Source organism: Myxococcus sp. CA039A, from assembly GCF_013336645.1.
GTDB lineage: Bacteria > Myxococcota > Myxococcia > Myxococcales > Myxococcaceae > Myxococcus > Myxococcus llanfairpwllgwyngyllgogerychwyrndrobwllllantysiliogogogochensis.
The window spans coordinates 15055-30207 of the sequence record NZ_JABUMQ010000109.1 but is presented as its reverse complement, the minus strand read 5'-3'; the positions used below and the strand labels follow the sequence as shown (position 1 = coordinate 30207).

At 67.6% G+C, this 15153-nt stretch carries 14 protein-coding genes; 11 read left to right on the top strand and 3 right to left on the bottom strand.

The window, feature by feature from the left end; all coding sequences use genetic code 11:
• The 4 genes from HR086_RS19650 to HR086_RS19635 all read left to right on the top strand — a co-directional run.
• On the top strand, positions 1-633 hold a 633-nt coding region (locus HR086_RS19650), incomplete at its 5' end, for a substrate-binding domain-containing protein (RefSeq protein WP_174466365.1).
• 247 nt (positions 634-880) lie between these two features.
• Positions 881-3202: a hypothetical protein gene (locus tag HR086_RS19645; protein WP_174466364.1), complete on the top strand. Its 2322-nt coding sequence runs from the start codon at positions 881-883 to the stop codon at positions 3200-3202.
• A gap of 153 nt (positions 3203-3355) precedes the next feature.
• Entirely contained in the window at positions 3356-4480 is a 1125-nt protein-coding gene (locus HR086_RS19640; RefSeq protein WP_174466363.1) for an NAD(P)-dependent alcohol dehydrogenase, read from the top strand.
• Between the two features lie 32 nt (positions 4481-4512).
• A complete protein-coding gene (locus HR086_RS19635; RefSeq protein ID WP_174466362.1) occupies positions 4513-5352 on the top strand; it encodes an SDR family oxidoreductase in 840 nt (279 codons plus the stop codon).
• A gap of 2 nt (positions 5353-5354) precedes the next feature.
• Here the strand turns inward: HR086_RS19635 and HR086_RS19630 are convergent, their stop codons facing one another.
• Entirely contained in the window at positions 5355-5720 is a 366-nt protein-coding gene (locus HR086_RS19630; RefSeq protein ID WP_174466361.1) for a hypothetical protein, read from the bottom strand.
• 366 nt (positions 5721-6086) lie between these two features.
• On the opposite strand from HR086_RS19630, the gene HR086_RS19625 reads away from it, so the two are divergent.
• On the top strand, positions 6087-6944 hold the full coding sequence (locus HR086_RS19625) for an arginase family protein (RefSeq protein ID WP_174466360.1): 858 nt from the start codon (positions 6087-6089) through the stop codon (positions 6942-6944).
• A 45-nt stretch (positions 6945-6989) separates the two neighbouring features.
• Here HR086_RS19625 and HR086_RS19620 read toward each other — a convergent pair whose 3' ends face one another.
• Positions 6990-8231, bottom strand: coding sequence for an MFS transporter (locus tag HR086_RS19620; RefSeq protein ID WP_174456774.1), 1242 nt, complete (start codon positions 8229-8231; stop codon positions 6990-6992).
• A 178-nt stretch (positions 8232-8409) separates the two neighbouring features.
• On the opposite strand from HR086_RS19620, the gene HR086_RS19615 reads away from it, so the two are divergent.
• The 4 genes from HR086_RS19615 (at position 8410) to HR086_RS19600 (ending at position 12389) form a co-directional block, all read left to right on the top strand.
• A complete protein-coding gene (locus tag HR086_RS19615) occupies positions 8410-9297 on the top strand; it encodes a LysR family transcriptional regulator (protein ID WP_174466359.1) in 888 nt (295 codons plus the stop codon).
• Positions 9298-9311: 14 nt separating this feature from the next.
• Positions 9312-10094 (top strand): Sir2 family NAD-dependent protein deacetylase, encoded by a 783-nt coding sequence (locus HR086_RS19610; protein ID WP_174466358.1) that lies wholly within the window; start codon positions 9312-9314, stop codon positions 10092-10094.
• 115 nt (positions 10095-10209) lie between these two features.
• A complete protein-coding gene (locus HR086_RS19605; RefSeq protein WP_174456776.1) occupies positions 10210-10797 on the top strand; it encodes a hypothetical protein in 588 nt (195 codons plus the stop codon).
• A gap of 155 nt (positions 10798-10952) precedes the next feature.
• Positions 10953-12389, top strand: a complete 1437-nt coding sequence (locus HR086_RS19600; protein ID WP_174456777.1) for a tetratricopeptide repeat protein — start codon at positions 10953-10955, stop codon at positions 12387-12389.
• A 319-nt stretch (positions 12390-12708) separates the two neighbouring features.
• Here the strand turns inward: HR086_RS19600 and HR086_RS19595 are convergent, their stop codons facing one another.
• A complete protein-coding gene (locus HR086_RS19595) occupies positions 12709-13053 on the bottom strand; it encodes a rhodanese-like domain-containing protein (protein WP_174456778.1) in 345 nt (114 codons plus the stop codon).
• A 211-nt stretch (positions 13054-13264) separates the two neighbouring features.
• Here HR086_RS19595 and HR086_RS19590 point away from each other — a divergent pair, with 211 nt between their 5' ends.
• Entirely contained in the window at positions 13265-13975 is a 711-nt protein-coding gene (locus HR086_RS19590; RefSeq protein ID WP_174456779.1) for an MBL fold metallo-hydrolase, read from the top strand.
• 130 nt (positions 13976-14105) lie between these two features.
• Entirely contained in the window at positions 14106-15008 is a 903-nt protein-coding gene (locus HR086_RS19585; RefSeq protein ID WP_174456780.1) for an alpha/beta hydrolase, read from the top strand.
• The last annotated feature ends 145 nt before the right edge of the window (positions 15009-15153 follow it).

Sequence of the window (15153 nt, the reverse complement as noted above, 5' to 3'; positions counted from 1 at the left end):
CCCCTCCGCCTGCGCCTCGTGTGCGAGTGCTACACCGCCTACCACTGGCTCCCCTCCCTGCTCGTGGACCTGCGCAGGAGCATGCCGGGGCTGGAGGTCACCCTCGCCGTGGAACACACGCGCGACCCCATCCCGGCCCTCGAAGCGGGAGACATCGACGTCGCGCTCCTCACCCAGGCAACCATCCCTCGCGCCACGCTCGGGGCCCGCAAGCTCTTCTCCGATGAGATTGTCTTCGTCGTGTCCTCATCGCACCCGCTCGCGGGACGCAAGACGCTCACGCGGGATGACCTGCGCGAACACACCCTGCTCACGTCCCAGACACCTCCGGCGGAGGCCCACTGGTTCCTCACCCAGGTCTTCGGCCGGGAGCGCCCCCGCCTCCGCTTCGAGCGACTCCCCCTGACGGAGGCGATGTTCGACCTCGCGCGCGCCGGCCTGGGCGTCGCCGTCATCTCGGAGTGGATCGCCGGACCGCATCTCGGAAAGGGAGACCTGGTCGCGAAGCGGCTCGCCTCGGGGCCGCTGCAGCGCTCCTGGCGCATCGCCTGGAGACGCGAGGCCAGTGAGGCCGCGCACCGCCTGGCGACCGCCCTGGAGGGCCTCGCGCCCCGCCGTCTCGCCGCGGGGTGAGGCATGGCACTGCGCTGAAGCTCAAGCTCACCCTGCTCGAAGTCCTCGTAGCCCGGGCGGTGTTCAATACCGTACTGCTCGCGCAGCGCCTCACGCCTCGTCCGGTCCGAACACCTCCAACCCGGGCGCCCGCACGACAGGCCGCTCGCGGCATTTGAGGGAAGAAATGGGGGGAGTGCCGTTCAGCCAGCGCGGGCCTTGGAATCGCAGTCACCGCCGCGTCGCAACTCCTACCCCTGGACGACCCATGCTTGAAACTCCGCGGTTGACCCTTCTCATCACCGTCGTGACAGCGATGAGTCTCATTGGCTGCCAGAGCGCCGAGCCCCCGGCGGACGAGCGCGTCATCACCTATGGCCACGGCGCCTTCCTCGGGGAGGGCGGCAAGGTCATCACCGCTGACCTTGGAATGGTGCAGCGCACGCAGAAGGACTTCCTGGAGACCCTGCGGCGTCAGTCCCTGGAGAAAGGCGGCCTCGACATCGACGGCCCGCGCAAGGTCATCACCAGTCAGGTGGAGGACGAGGTGCTCGCCAACGCGCTGTACATCGACTGGTTGAACGACACGCTGCGCCCCGAGGACTTCACTCGCATCCGCTCCCTCAACGGCGCTCTGCGCATGCACTACCTCAAGCGCATGAGCACGTCGAAGGTGGGACGAGACGAGCAGCACGAGACGAAGGGCGTGGGCGCCGACGTAGCGAGGAAGCTGGAGGCCCAGGGCATCAAGACCTTCTCCATCACGGAGAACAGCGGCGAAGCCTACATCCGCGAGTGCGCCGCGGCCGGGGTGCCCATTCCTCCTCCCATGTTCTCCGCGGGCTGGGTCAACCGAGGCGTCATCGAAGACGAGTTCATCAGCACCACCGAGAAGGCGGAGTTGATGCACTACACCAGCGACAAGCCGCCGGGTGTCTGCCTCGCCCTGCCCCGCTACCTGCGCGACGACAAGTCCATCGACCTGCTCGGCATCATCTGCCTCGGCACGCTCAGCAACAAGGCGTGCTTCTGGGACAACCCCGCGAGCAAGACCTTCATCCGAGGCGTGCAGGTGGACATCAAGGACTTCGTGGGTGGCTATGCCCTCGAAGCCAACGACCAGGGCACCTGCTCGGACTGCCACGCGGGCGAGAACCCCTTCGTCGTCCACCCGGAGAAGCCCCCCTTCATCGGCTTGGACCTGTTCGGGACGGGCTGGTACGAGCCCATCGTCCATCAGGACTGGCCGCAGAACCCGGGCCCCTCGTATCTGCTGGAGGCCGTGTCCTCCGAGGGTCGCTGCGACAGCTGCCACCGCGCGGGCGGCTCCGGTCGCCGATTCCCCGCGCTCTCCAAGGAGCTGCCCGGCTACTGCGCCATCGTCCTGGAGACCGCCGTCAGCCCTCCGCTGCCTGGAACGATGCCGCCCTACGGCGCGGACCGCTCACAGTTCACCGCGCACGTCGACGCCCTGCGCAAGGCCTGCAAGGCGCCGAAGCCGACGGGGACCACGGTGCCCGGCAACATCCCGGATGACACGGGCTATCTCTCGCCGCCCGTGGTCATCGACCCGCTGTATGGCTGCGCGACGCAGGTCGCGGTGCGCGGCGCGGTGCTCGACGCGAAGGTGACGCTGACCATCAACGGCACCGACGTGGGCTCGCTCATCGCCCGCAGTCCCAACCACGAGGTGTTCAACGTGCCGGCGCTGGTCGCCGGTGACAAGGTCTCCGCCCGGCAGGAGAGTGGTGCGGCGGTGTCCGGCCCTTCACCGGAGATCAAGGTCCGCGACCACAAGGTCGACTTCCCCACGGGACTGCCCGCGCCCGCCATCGACCCGACGCTCATCTACGAGTGCGCGGAGGTCATCTCCGTGCGCCACGTCCCGGGCGCGAAGCTCACCGTCACGGTGAACGGAGGCTCGGCCGTCTCGTCATCGACCAGCACGGACTGGACGGCCATCCGCCCGGGCAAGACGCCCTTCGTCGTGGGCGACGAGTACAAGGCGGTCATCAGCCTGTGCGGCGACAAGAGCCCGGAGTCCGCGCCCCAGAAGGCCGTGAAGGCGCCCGCGAACATCCCCGCTCCCTCGTTCGACCCGCCGCAGACCTTCGCGGGTCAGCAGCTGGTCAGCCTGGGCTCGCTGACGAACGGCGCCCGGACGAGCATCGACGTGTTGGGTGTGGGCTCCGCGGGTGGCTTCTCCACGCCCATCTCTTGGTTCCCGGACTACGACTTCGCCACGCCCCTGGGCCGCGCCCTGAACTCCGGAGAGGTCCTGGTCGCCCAGCAGAAGCTGTGTGATGCGGGCCCAACGAACCAGACGCCGCCGGCGGGGAGCTGCAAGGAACTGCCGGCGCCGCGCATCCTCCAGCCGCTCGCGGGCACCAACTTCGTCATCGTGTCGCAGGCTGTCCCCGGCGCACGCATCCGCGTCTATGACAGCACCAACAAGGAGATTGGCGACGGCAGCGGCAACGTCATCCTCTTGAGCCGCGACCTGGTGGCGACGGACATCCTCACGGTGGTCCAGCAGGTCGGCAAGTGCACCAGCGGCACCGCGTACCGCATCAGCGTGCGCGGCGGGTAGCCACGCGCACGTGGGCAGGAGGCTCGGCCGGCGCCAGGCGACTGGCGTGGAGCCGAGCCTCCCTGCGTCCCCGCTGAATGCAGCGGGCAAGACTCCTCTCCCCGGCAGGGCGTTCGTACCCTAGCCAGGACCGGCACGAAGGAGAGAGAGCCAATGAGTGAGCAAGCCCAGGCCAGGGCGGCCGTCGTGTGGAAGAAGGGCGGCCCCTTCCAGCTCGAGGACGTCACCGTCGAAGCCCCTCGGGCGGACGAGGTGCTCGTCCGGATGGTCGCCACGGGCATGTGTCACACCGACATGATTGTCCGCGACCAGTTCTACCCGTTGCCGCTGCCCATCGTCCTGGGGCACGAGGGCGCGGGTGTCGTCGAGCGCGTGGGCGACCGGGTGACGAAGGTAGCCCCGGGCGACCACGTCGTGATGGCCTTCACCTTCTGCGGAAAGTGCGACCTGTGCCAGTCAGGGCATCCTGCGTACTGCCGGGAGTTCTACGCGCGGAACATGGGCGGTGGGCGGATGGACGGGTCCACCGCGATTCAAAAGGAGGGCAAGCCCCTCCATGACCACTTCTTCGGCCAGTCCTCGTTCAGCACCTTCGCCATCGCGACGGAGCGCAACATCGTCAAGGTGCGCAAGGATGTGCCGCTGGAGCTGCTCGGGCCCCTGGGCTGCGGCATCTCCACGGGAGCGGGCGCGGTCCTCAACTCCCTGGGAGTCAAGGCCGGGCGTAGCTTCGCGGCCTTCGGCTCCGGCGCGGTGGGGCTCAGCGCCATCATGGCCGCGCGGCTCGCGGGGGCCACCACCATCATCGCCGTGGACACCAAACCCAACCGCCTGCAAATGGCGCAGGAGTTGGGCGCGACGCATGCGGTGAATGGGCAGACCGAGGACGCGGTGGAGTTCATCAAGCGCGTCACCGGAGGCCGGGGTGTGGACTACACCCTCGAGTCCACGGGGAACCCGAAGGTGCTTCGACAGGCCATCGACTCGCTCGACATCCTGGGGACGTGCGGTGTCGTCGGCGCGCCTCCTGTTGGCACCGAGGCGAGCTTCGACGTGAATGACCTCATGATTCCCGGCAGGAGCGTGCGCGGCATCGTCGAGGGCGACAGCGTCCCGGACATCTTCATCCCCCAGCTCATCGACCTCTACGCCCAGGGTAGATTCCCATTCGACAAGCTGGTGAGGTTCTACCCCATGGAGCAGATCAACCAGGCGGCCAAGGACTCGGAGAAGGGTGACACGCTCAAGCCCATCATCCGGATGACGCGGCCCACCTGAGGGCCTCGCGCCCCAGCCACGGAGGAGACGACATGGCGGATACACCGATTGCCGTCACCGGCTGCACGGGTCGACTCGGGGGACGCATCGCGCGTCGGCTCGCGGCCCAGGGAGTCGCTCAGCGACTCATCGTTCGCGACGCGAAGCGGGCCCCTTCGCTGCCGGGCGCCGAGGTCCACGTCGCGACCTATCGAAATCGCGACGCGCTCGCCCGCGCGCTCGAGGGCGTGCGGACCGCGCTCTTCGTGTCCGCGAAGGAGGCGCCGACCCGACTGGAGGAGCACTTCGCGTTCATCGAAACAGCGGCGGCCGTGGGCGTGGAGACGCTCGTCTACACGTCGTTCTACGGCGCGGCCCCGAATGCCACCTTCACCTTCGCGAGGGACCACTGGGCCACCGAGCAGCGCTTGCGGGAGCAGCGCTTCTCCTCGGTGATGTTGCGAGACAACCTCTACCTGGACTTCCTCCCCATGATGGCGGGAGAGGACGGCGTGCTCCGAGGCCCCGCGGGTCATGGACGGGTCGCGGCCGTTGCACAGGACGACATCGCCGATGTCGCCACGGCCGTGCTGCTAAATCCCCGCGAGCATCGGGGCCGCACGTACTCGCTGACCGGACCGGAATCGCTGACGCTCGACGAGGTCGCCGCCGTGCTCAGTCGGAAGCTGGGGCGTCCCATCCGCTACCAGGCGGAGAGCATCGAAGAGGCGTATCGCTCGCGGGCCCGCTACGGGGCCGAGCAGTGGCAGGTGGACGCATGGGTGAGCACGTACACGGCCATCGCCGCGGGTGAGCTGGCGGACGTCACGACCGACGTCGAGCGCGTAGCGGGACATGCGCCCATGAGCCTGGAGACCCTGCCCCTGACGTGAGCCTAGGGCGCCGGCTTGTGGGCCTTCAGCACCCTCTTGAGTTCCTCCGCGATGAGGTCGAGCTTCCGCTCCGTGTCGAAGCCGTCGCAGGTCGCGCGGTACTCGACCTCCTTCGAGTTCCAACTCGGGATGACCCAGAGCTTCTCGCAGTCACACCGCAGCCTGGCGAGCAGCTTGCGCCCCTTCTTCGCGCGCAGCTCCGCGACCCAGCAGGAGTCCGCGCAACCACACGAGCGGTACTCCAGGACCTGCGACTTGTCCTCCCAGGGAATCGTGTAGAGGGGATGTTGCGCCGGCGCGAGCCCTGGCAGCGCGAGCACCGCGACGCCCGCAAGCCACCGCCACGACCTGGCACTCCGCTGCGACATGGTCCGCCCCTCGGCCTTTCAGCGCATGCCCAGGAGCGGGCCCGCGCGATGAGGGGAGCATAGCCGCTCGCGCTGTGTCCACTGAGCCATCGTCAGTTGCACTGCGATGTCGAGCGCCGGGCAGTCTCCGCCTCCAGTTGCTTCAGCCGCTTCGTGTCGTTGGCGTCCATGCCCCCGAAGCGCTTGGCGCCACACATAGACCGTCGGCTCGCTCACCCCGTGCGTCTTCGCGGTCTCCGGTGAGGAGGACCGCGCGGAGCTGGACACGCTGATGCGGGTGAAGTGGCCGCGCTGAGTCCTCGCTCCCGGGCGGGTTCGGTCGTAACCTCCGTGGCGCACCCCAGGCCACGTGCCACCGGAGGGCTCATGCATTCGACCGAAGGTCGCGCGGGCAGGGCAACTCGTTTCGACCTGATGCTTGCGTACGGACAATGGCAGGGTTCGGGTCGCCACCGGAATCTGCCGCGCGGCGCGGCGGCGGCGGCGGAGATCTGCGCGCGCTACGCGCCGCGCGTGGACGTTCCGCTCAGCGACGCGACGGGCGATGACTTCGATGTGATCGCCTGGCCCGCCTTGTTCGAGCAGTTCCGCGCGGCGCACGAACTCCTGCGGCGGCACGCTCCCGAGCGCGTGCTCACAGCAGGCGGCGATTGCGCGGTGGACATCGCGGTGATCGGCTATCTGGCACAGCGGCACCCCGGGCTCACCGTCGTCTGGATCGACGCGCATTACGACGCCAACACGCCCGAGACGTCGCCGAGCAGGAACCTGCACGGCATGCCGGTCAGCGCCATCATGGGCTACGCGCCCGGCCCGATGCGGGAGCTGCTGACGGCCCCGATCTCCGCGGACCGGTTCTTCTATTACGGCGTGCGAGTGGGGGACGAGGGCGACCTGGAATTCCAGAGGCAGCATGGACTCGCGCTGCTCGACGAAGCACGCGTGTCCGGCCGGAAACTCCACATCCATTTCGACCTGGACGTCCTGGCTCCAGACGAATTCCCCCACCTCGCCTACCGCGAGCCCGGCGGGCCTTCAGTGGCCGATGCGGTGTCGCTGGTCGAACGGCTGGCCGCCACCAACGATGTCGTCGGCCTGACGATCACCGAGTTCGCGCCCGACAGCGACGTCGCCGCCGCGAATGGGGGCATGATCATCGCGCGCCTGTGCGATGCCGCGCTGAAGGGGACGGAGCGGGCGCGCGGTTCGGGAGGCGGTGCCTAGCCGTTCGTACCGGTCGACGGCTCGAAGCCGTCCGTCCGCCCGCCATCAGCGCCGCCCTGCAGCGGGCGGAAAACCGTGGCGCTTCGCCCCCCAGGCGACGAGCAGCGTCGGCACCAGCAGGATGACGAGCATCCACGGGAAGGAAACGACTCCCAGCGTCTCGAGGAGCACGCCGCCCGCGATGCCGCCCCCCGCGATGGCGATGTTCCAGGCCGTGACGATCATCGACTGGGCGACGTCCGCCGCCTCTCCCGCCGCCTTCGCGGATGCCGTCTGGAAGAGCGTGGCGGCTCCGCCATAGGCCAGCCCCCAGACCGCGACGCCCGCGTAGACGACAGCGGGAACACTCCCCCACAGACCGAGCGCGAACGACACCAACACGAGGAGCGCCGTGCTGACGAGCACCAGCTCTCGCAGCCAGCGATCAATCAAGACGCCGATGACCCAGATGGAGACGAGCGCGAAGACACCAAAGACAAGCAGGACGATGTCGATGTTCTTCGCCATGCCCGCCGGAGCGAGGAAGGGCGCGATGTACGTATAGAGAACGTTGTGCGAGAGCACGAAGGCGAGCGTGACGAACAACACGGACCGGATCCCCGGCAGCATGAACACCTTCCGGATGGACATGCGACGGTCCCCCGTCTGGCCCGGGAAGTCTGGGAGCCTGACGAACACCCAGCCGACCAGGATGACGGTGAGGATGCTCATGATGCCAAAGGTGACGCGCCAGCCGACGGCGGCACCCAGGAAGGTCCCGGCAGGGATTCCGAGCGAGAGCGCGAGCGGGATGCCCACCATGGCGATGGCCATCGCCCTGCCCTGCTGGTGCTCCGGCACCATGCGCGCCGCGTAGCCGGCGACAAGCGCCCACAACAATCCCGCGAACACCCCGGCGAAGAACCGCGCGCCGAGCGTCAGCACGAAGTTCGTCGACACCGCCGTCACCGTGTTGACGACAACGAAGCCCAGGAGGGCGAGGATCAACAACGGGCGACGTCGCCAGCCCTGCGTCGCGGCCGTCAGGGGAATCGCCGTCACCAGCGTGCCGATGGCGTAGAGCGTGACCAGTTGGCCGACCAGTGCCTCGGAGACACCAAGGTCCGCGCTCATCCGAGGCAGCAGCCCCGCGGGCAGCGCCTCGGTCAGCACGGTGATGAACGCGGCCATGGCCAGGGCAAGCAGCCCGGCGATGGGAAGCCGCTCCTCCCGCTCGGCCGTGCCGTCAGCGTGTCGGAGTCCGGGAGCAGGCGCGGCCTGGGCGCGGGGCGTGGTCGTCGAAGTCATGGTGTCGCCAGTCAGAGGAGAGGGAGGACGTCGGCCGACGGCGAAGCCACCACCCACGGGGCGAGGCGACCTCCGTCGACGTCGATGGCTGAAACAATAGATTCGAGGTGCGGTCACGACCACCGCGCTACAGTTCCGAGCACATCGGACAGAAATGTCCGCAATCGAGGTTTGGCGCATGGACAGTCTCGGCTCACTCAACGCCTTCGTGCAGGCCGCGGATGCGCGCAGCTTCACGCTCGCCGGACGGCAGCTGGGGGTGTCGTCATCGGCCATCGGCAAGGCCGTGGCTCGACTGGAGGAACGGCTCGGCGTGCGGCTCTTCCACCGCTCCACCCGCACCATCACCCTGACGCCAGAGGGTGCGCTCTTCCTCGAGCGCTGCCGCCGCATCTTCTGCGAGGTTGAAGCCGCGGAGCTGGAGCTCGCGCAGACGCAGGGTGCGCCGCGCGGCAAGCTGCGCGTCAGCATGCCCCTGGCCGGCATGTTGATGATGCCGACGCTGAGCGCCTTCATGCGCGCGTATCCCGAAATCGAGCTCGACCTCGACTTCTCAGACCGGCTCGTCGACGTGATTGATGAAGGCTTCGACGGGGTGGTGCGCGCGGGCGAGGTGAGCGACTCCCGGTTGATGACGCGGGTGCTGGGCACCTTCCGACTCACGCTCGTCGCCTCGCCCGACTATCTCTCGCGAAGAGGGACGCCCCGGAAGCCCGAGGACCTCAAGTCCCATGCGTGCCTGCATCACCGCTTCGCGACCAACGGCAAGCTGGAGCGCTGGCCCCTGCGACGCGGGCGCAAGGAGATGGAGCTGCCGACGACGGCGGTCGTGAGCACCATCGAACCGCTCATCTTCATGGCCGAGCAGGGCCTCGGCATCACCTGCCTGCCGGACTTCGCCATCCGCCGCCAGCTCGCGGACGGCACCCTGGCGACGGTGCTCGAACACCACACACAGCACGAAGGCACGTTCCGAATGCTGTGGCCGTCCAGCCGCTACCTGTCCCCCAAGCTGCGCGTCTTCGTGGACTTCATGGCGAAGCACCTCTTCAGCCAGAGTCGCTAGACTGGCGCGACACCATGACCGCCCTGCTCACCGAAGAGAACGTGCTGCGGCAGCTCCGCCATCGACTCCAGTCGAGCACCTGGCGCCACATCGTGGTGCTCACCGGCGCGGGCATCTCCGTGGCCTCGGGCCTGCCCACCTACCGTGGTCCCGGTGGACTGTGGACGCGTCCTGGCATGGAAGAGGTCCCAGACGTGGAGCTCCTCGCACGCGACCCCTCTCGCGTCTGGAAGCTCTTCGGCTCGCTGCGAGGACTGGTGGGGGACGCCCAGCCGAACGCGGCGCACCTCGCACTCGCGGAATGGGCGGGGCGGCTCGGGAAGGGCTCGACCTTCACCCTCCTGACGCAGAACGTGGATGGGCTCCACACCCGCGCGGGCAGCCCGGAGGTCGTCGAGTTGCACGGCTCCCTGCTGCGCACCTGCTGCTCCAATCCAGCGTGTACGCAGAGCCCCTTCGCGGACACTTCACAGCCCGATGCGGCCCCGACGTGCCCCGCGTGCGGTCACTTCCTCCGCCCCGCCATCACCTTGTTCGGTGAACCCCTCCCCGTGGACGCGGAGTGGGCGGCCAAGAAGGCCCTGCGCGACTGTGACCTCTTCATCGCCATCGGAACGTCCGGGACGGTGGCACCCGCAGCCAACTTCGTCCGGGGCGCGAAGTACGCGGGGGCGTGGACGCTCCTCGTCAATCTCACCCCCATGGAGCCCCGCCATCCGGACTTCGACGTCGAGGTCCTGGGGCCCGCGGAGCAGGTTCTTCCCGTGCTGCTCTCGACGGCGTCGACCTTGGCCTGAAGTGACGCATGTCAGGGATTCCGCCAGGCAATGCACCGCGTCAGGCAATTCCAGGGAGACTGTTCTTTTGGCCCGTTGAGGAAATCAGACAGGGGATGCCCCTAGAATGGCAGCCATGAACTGTCTGAGTCTTCGCGCGGCGCTTCCATGGATGGCCACCGCCCTGTTCCTCACCGCTTGTGGCGGTGGCCGGGACGCAACGGGAGAATGTCGAGGCACCTATCTGGGAGAGGCCGTGGTCTGGCCCATCGATGGCGTGGCGTCCCGGTTGATGGACGAGGCCTACGATTCCAACTGGGTGAACTTGACCTATCTCCCGCGCGGTCAGGCGGGACTGACGGGCTTTGGCGTGGACATCCTCCTGGATAAGGACAGGCGCATCGATGAGGGCAGTGGCTCGCGGACGGTGCTGCTCATCAACAAGGAGACCGAGTTCGCCCCGGAGGTGAATCTGCTGGTGCACGGCTGGTATGGCACCCTGAGAAAATCGTCGGGCTCCGGGAGGGGCTACCACGAGGCGTCCGGACTGCCGAGGGGAGGCTCCGTGACGTTCGATGTGGTGGACGACAAGCGCGCCGCGGGTCACTTCATCTACCGCTATGAGAATGGCGACGAGCTGACCTGCACGTTCGACGCGCCGACCCCGGCGGAGGCGGAAGGCATCTTCGGCGGCGCGGGTGACGGCGACGACGATGACGACTGAGCTGTCCTCAAGGACGCGGAGAGCAACCCGCGTGAGCCATGCTTCGACAACCGCGAGTGAGGCCGCCGTCCCCTACCATGCACACACGGGGGCACCTCACCTGGGGCCCTGAGCTCACGTCGAGGCCGCGTCTGGAGTAGATTCACGGATCGTCCATGCTTCCCCTCCTCTTGTCACTCCTTGTCGCCGCTGGGACCATGCCCTCCCCAGAGATTTCGTCGGCGAATCTCAAGAAGACTTCCGCCTTCCAGGACTGGCGTCGCGGACGATTCCTCGTCGAGGAGCAATGGGTCGAACTCCCAGAGGTCGGACTTCGCGTGGGCTACTTCGTCGTCCCCAGTCCATGGACCCGCGACCGCGTGGAACCGCCCCTCTTCCATGACGCTTTCTTCGTGGTGGACCCACGCACGGGGCAGCCCGTTGCCCCGGCTCTGGTGCGAACGAGCCTGCCGCTCAATGGCTGTCCGACAATGGGCGAGGTGGCGCGGCTCGTCCCCGAGCCCGAGAGTGCGACCTCCGCCGCCATCCGCTTCGGCAATGGTCCTCAGCGATGTCTGGTCCGGCTCCAGCGCAAGCAGAAGGTATGGGGCGTCTCCCTCTTCCCGGATGAAGGACGCTCCCCCGAGGAGGCCTTTCCGGAGGCAGCGGTCGCCCTGGAGAAGGCACTGGGTCCCAGGGACGGAGGGGCCCGCGACCTCACGTGGGCCTACCTGCCCAACTCCCGCTGGCTGCTCGCCGCGCCTCGGGATGGGTGCTCCCTGTGGGTCATCGACAGCGTCAGCTCGAAGGTGGATGCCATGGCCAGCGAGGCCATGACACGGAAGATCTGCGCGTGTGTCGAGGAGATCCTCCCCGACGCCGACGAGTCCATCTCCTTGTCCCGCGTCGCGGACAGCTTGAGCTGGTCGGGCGGGGGCACCGCGCTTCCTACCTGTGATTGCACGTTCGCGCAGAAGGGCGAGGCAGACGTCACGTGCGAGGCATACATGGGGCGCACATACTCCCTTCCGCAGGTCGAGGAGATGCAAGAGAGCGGATGGACGACAGAGAGTAGCGCCGACAGAGACCTGAAGGAGTTGGAGGGCCTCCATCGCATCCGCCAAGACCTGCTTGCCGTGAGCGAAAGTGCGCTCACTCAGTGGAGCACGGGGCAGCAAGAGGCGGCGCTCAGTGAGTGGACCACAATCTACCGGACATGGCTCGCGGAAGGCCGGCTCATCGCCGGGGCGCCCCTGGACCTGCGCAATGGATTCCGGGTGGTGAGCGACATCCTGAGGCCACAGGTGGACCAACAGAGGGAGGCGATCATCGACCTCTGGGCCGAGATCCTCAACAACCTCGGCTTCGCGCTGTGGTCCCACAAGGAGTGGTTCCAGGCCCAGGCCGTCCTCGACGACTGCCTGGCGCTGCTCACCGCGACGGGCCACGAGCGCGACGTGCTCTATTTGAATCGGGGAGACCTGTTTCGGGACATGGGGAAGGGACCTGAGGCCATCAATGCCTATCGGTCCTTCCTGTTGCGAAAGAGCACTGCGGCTCAACGCAAGTATGTGGAGAGAGAATTGCGGAAGCTTGAGCAGCGCTCGAAGTGACGGTCTGCCTCAGGGACAGCGGCGCCTGCTGACAGGGCTGCTGCACCGCGGCGGGCGGCAGGGCGTGCCGCAGGGCTCCTGCTGTCTGCTGAAGGGCAGCGCGAGGAGGGTGTCCAGGCCTTGGAGGCTCGTGGGCACCCCGGCCAGCCTTCCCGTCTGACGCCTGCGGCCTGAGCGCTGCTGCTCAAGGACGTGGAGAGCAACCCGCGTGATCAATGCTCCAGCCCGACCTGGCTGTATGACCCACTGGCTTTCGGGGCGTGCATCTCGGCCTGATTTGCCGTGACACAGACGAGGGCGCCTGGCGCGCGGCCCGAGGTCACTCCCACGTCGACATGGGGCCGAGGTTGAGGATCTGCTGGAAGCCCTGCTCCTTCAGCAGCTTCTCGGCGCGAGCGCTGCGTCCACCGCTGCGGCAGTAGATGACCAGGGGCTTCTCCGGCGAGCCGAGCTCCTGGAGTCGCTGGGACAGGTCGTCCACGGGGATGTTCACCGCACCGGGCAGGTGACCGGCGGCGAACTCCTCCGGGGTGCGGACATCCACCAGGGTGGCGCCCGCGTCGACCCAGCGGTGGGCCTCGTCGCGGACCGGCCGTTGCCGGCTGGCACAAGCACCGAGGAGGAGACTCGCGAGCACGGTCGCGACGACGAGAGAGGACTTCATGGTGAGGCTCCGGAGGCAGGCAGGTGCGCCAGCGCACCTTCGATGGAAGACAGGGTGAGCTTGCACGCGGGGACACTGGCGGCAAGCCCTCATGCGCGGGGAGCGGGCCCCTCGTCACTCGACTGTCCACTCCTGCCCCCGCGGGTCGCACTCTGAGGATGAGGGGCCCGAGACCTTTCCCCCTCGAGTCACAGGGACACGAGGCTTCGACATGATCTTCCGCCAGCTCTTCGATTCCGAGTCCTCGACCTACACCTATCTCCTCGGAGATGAGTCGACGGGTCAGGCGGTCCTCATCGACGCCGTGCTGGAGCAGGTCGACCGAGATCTTCAGCTGGTGCGCGAGCTGGACCTCACGCTGACGCATGTCTTCGACACCCACGTACATGCCGACCACGTCACAGCATCTGGTGCCTTGAGGGCGAGGACTCGGTGCACGGTGGTGGGGGGCGTGAGAGGTGCCGCATGCGCCGACGTCCAGGTCCACCACGGGGATCACCTGCGGATTGGCCAGCTCGACTTCCAGGTGCTCGCGACACCGGGCCACACGGACGACAGCGTCAGCTACCTCCTCGGGGACCGTGTCTTCACCGGGGATGCCCTGCTGGTGCGCGGCAACGGGCGCACCGACTTCCAGAACGGGGACGCGAGCCAACTCTACGACAGCGTCACGCGGGTCCTCTTCGGGCTCCCGGACACGACGCTCGTCTACCCCGCGCACGACTACAAGGGCCGCACCGTCACGAGCATCGCCGAGGAGAAGCGGCACAACCCCCGCGTGGCGGGGAAGAGTCGGGAGGAGTTCATCCGCATCATGGAGCACCTCGACCTGCCCAAGCCGAAGAAGCTCGACGTGGCCGTTCCCGCCAACCGGGCGTGCGGACTCACGGCGTCCTCGCCCTCTTCGACACCTGCACACTGATGGCAGGGGATGAGTTGGGCCTCGTGTCAGTTGCGCGGAGTCCGTCGATCTTGGCGTAGACTCTCCGCATCCGAGGATGGAACGTGACGACGCGAAGCCTGGCGATTCCATCCTGGGCTTCAGGAGTCGCATGAGCAGTCTCAGGATGAGCGCCGCGAAGTTCTGGTTGGGCCTCCGAAAGAAGTACCGCTCGGACCCCGAGGCCTTCCGGCGGACCGCGAAGACGCGCACGTATCCCACCGTTCCTGCGCTACCGCGCGCACTGCACGCGCTCACGAACGTGGAGGAACGAAAGGTCGCCGGACGCGCGGTGTTCAAATTGACGCCACGCCAGCGTGCCAGCGGATGGCACCTCATCTACGCGCACGGCGGCGCGTACGTGAACGAGTTCATCCTCCCTCACTGGCGCATCATCGAGTCACTCATCCGGCACACCGGTGCGAGTGTCACCGTCCCCATCTATCCGCTGGCGCCCGAATTCACGCATCGCGACGCCTATCCCTTTCTCACCGAGGTGTACCGGCAGGTCCTCGCCACGACCCCCGCGACACAGGTGGCACTGTGCGGGGACTCCGCGGGCGGTGGACTGGCACTCGGGCAGACGTTTCATTTCCGAGACCTCGGCCTGCCACTCCCGGGACGACTCATCCTGTTCTCGCCCTGGTTGGATCTCGCCATGACGAACCCGGGCATCCCCGCCATCGAGCCACGCGACGTCATGCTGAGCACCGCGCGCCTGCTGGAGGCGGGGCAGTGGTGGGCGGGGGGCGATGACCTCTCGCTTCCCACCCTCAGCCCGATTCACGGCGACCTGCGCGGATTGCCGCCCATCGACGTGTTCCAGGGCACCGATGACTTGTTCATCCTGGACGCCCGCGAGCTCCGCGGGAAAGTGGAGGCCGTGGGCGGAAGCATCCGGCTGTACGAGTACCCCGGCGCATTCCATGTGTTCGTGGGCGCGACCTTCACGCCGGAAGCGCGCGATGCGTTCCGGAAGGTGGCCCACGGACTGGGCTCGTCACATCGGGAATGAACAGAGCAAACCCGGAGTCACGACCGCGCGACGGGTGGCGCCCTTCCGTGTCCGTCTTGCATCAGAGCAAGGCAACAAGAGCGAGACAGGCTGATGGCGAAGTGACTTGCGTCGGCGGGCGCTCATCAGAGCAGGGCGGCATCTG

Bases quoted from the DNA above. Each gene is read 5' to 3' on its own strand.
- HR086_RS19585 (WP_174456780.1), top strand. From the start codon at position 14,106: ATGAGCAGTCTCAGGATGAGCGCCGCGAAGTTCTGGTTGGGCCTCCGA.
- HR086_RS19635 (WP_174466362.1), top strand. From the start codon at position 4,513: ATGGCGGATACACCGATTGCCGTCACCGGCTGCACGGGTCGACTCGGG.
- HR086_RS19625 (WP_174466360.1), top strand. From the start codon at position 6,087: ATGCATTCGACCGAAGGTCGCGCGGGCAGGGCAACTCGTTTCGACCTG.
- HR086_RS19645 (WP_174466364.1), top strand. From the start codon at position 881: ATGCTTGAAACTCCGCGGTTGACCCTTCTCATCACCGTCGTGACAGCG.
- HR086_RS19605 (WP_174456776.1), top strand. From the start codon at position 10,210: ATGAACTGTCTGAGTCTTCGCGCGGCGCTTCCATGGATGGCCACCGCC.
- HR086_RS19640 (WP_174466363.1), top strand. From the start codon at position 3,356: ATGAGTGAGCAAGCCCAGGCCAGGGCGGCCGTCGTGTGGAAGAAGGGC.
- HR086_RS19595 (WP_174456778.1), bottom strand. From the start codon at position 13,053: ATGAAGTCCTCTCTCGTCGTCGCGACCGTGCTCGCGAGTCTCCTCCTC.
- HR086_RS19630 (WP_174466361.1), bottom strand. From the start codon at position 5,720: ATGTCGCAGCGGAGTGCCAGGTCGTGGCGGTGGCTTGCGGGCGTCGCG.
- HR086_RS19610 (WP_174466358.1), top strand. From the start codon at position 9,312: ATGACCGCCCTGCTCACCGAAGAGAACGTGCTGCGGCAGCTCCGCCAT.
- HR086_RS19615 (WP_174466359.1), top strand. From the start codon at position 8,410: ATGGACAGTCTCGGCTCACTCAACGCCTTCGTGCAGGCCGCGGATGCG.
- HR086_RS19590 (WP_174456779.1), top strand. From the start codon at position 13,265: ATGATCTTCCGCCAGCTCTTCGATTCCGAGTCCTCGACCTACACCTAT.
- HR086_RS19620 (WP_174456774.1), bottom strand. From the start codon at position 8,231: ATGACTTCGACGACCACGCCCCGCGCCCAGGCCGCGCCTGCTCCCGGA.
- HR086_RS19600 (WP_174456777.1), top strand. From the start codon at position 10,953: ATGCTTCCCCTCCTCTTGTCACTCCTTGTCGCCGCTGGGACCATGCCC.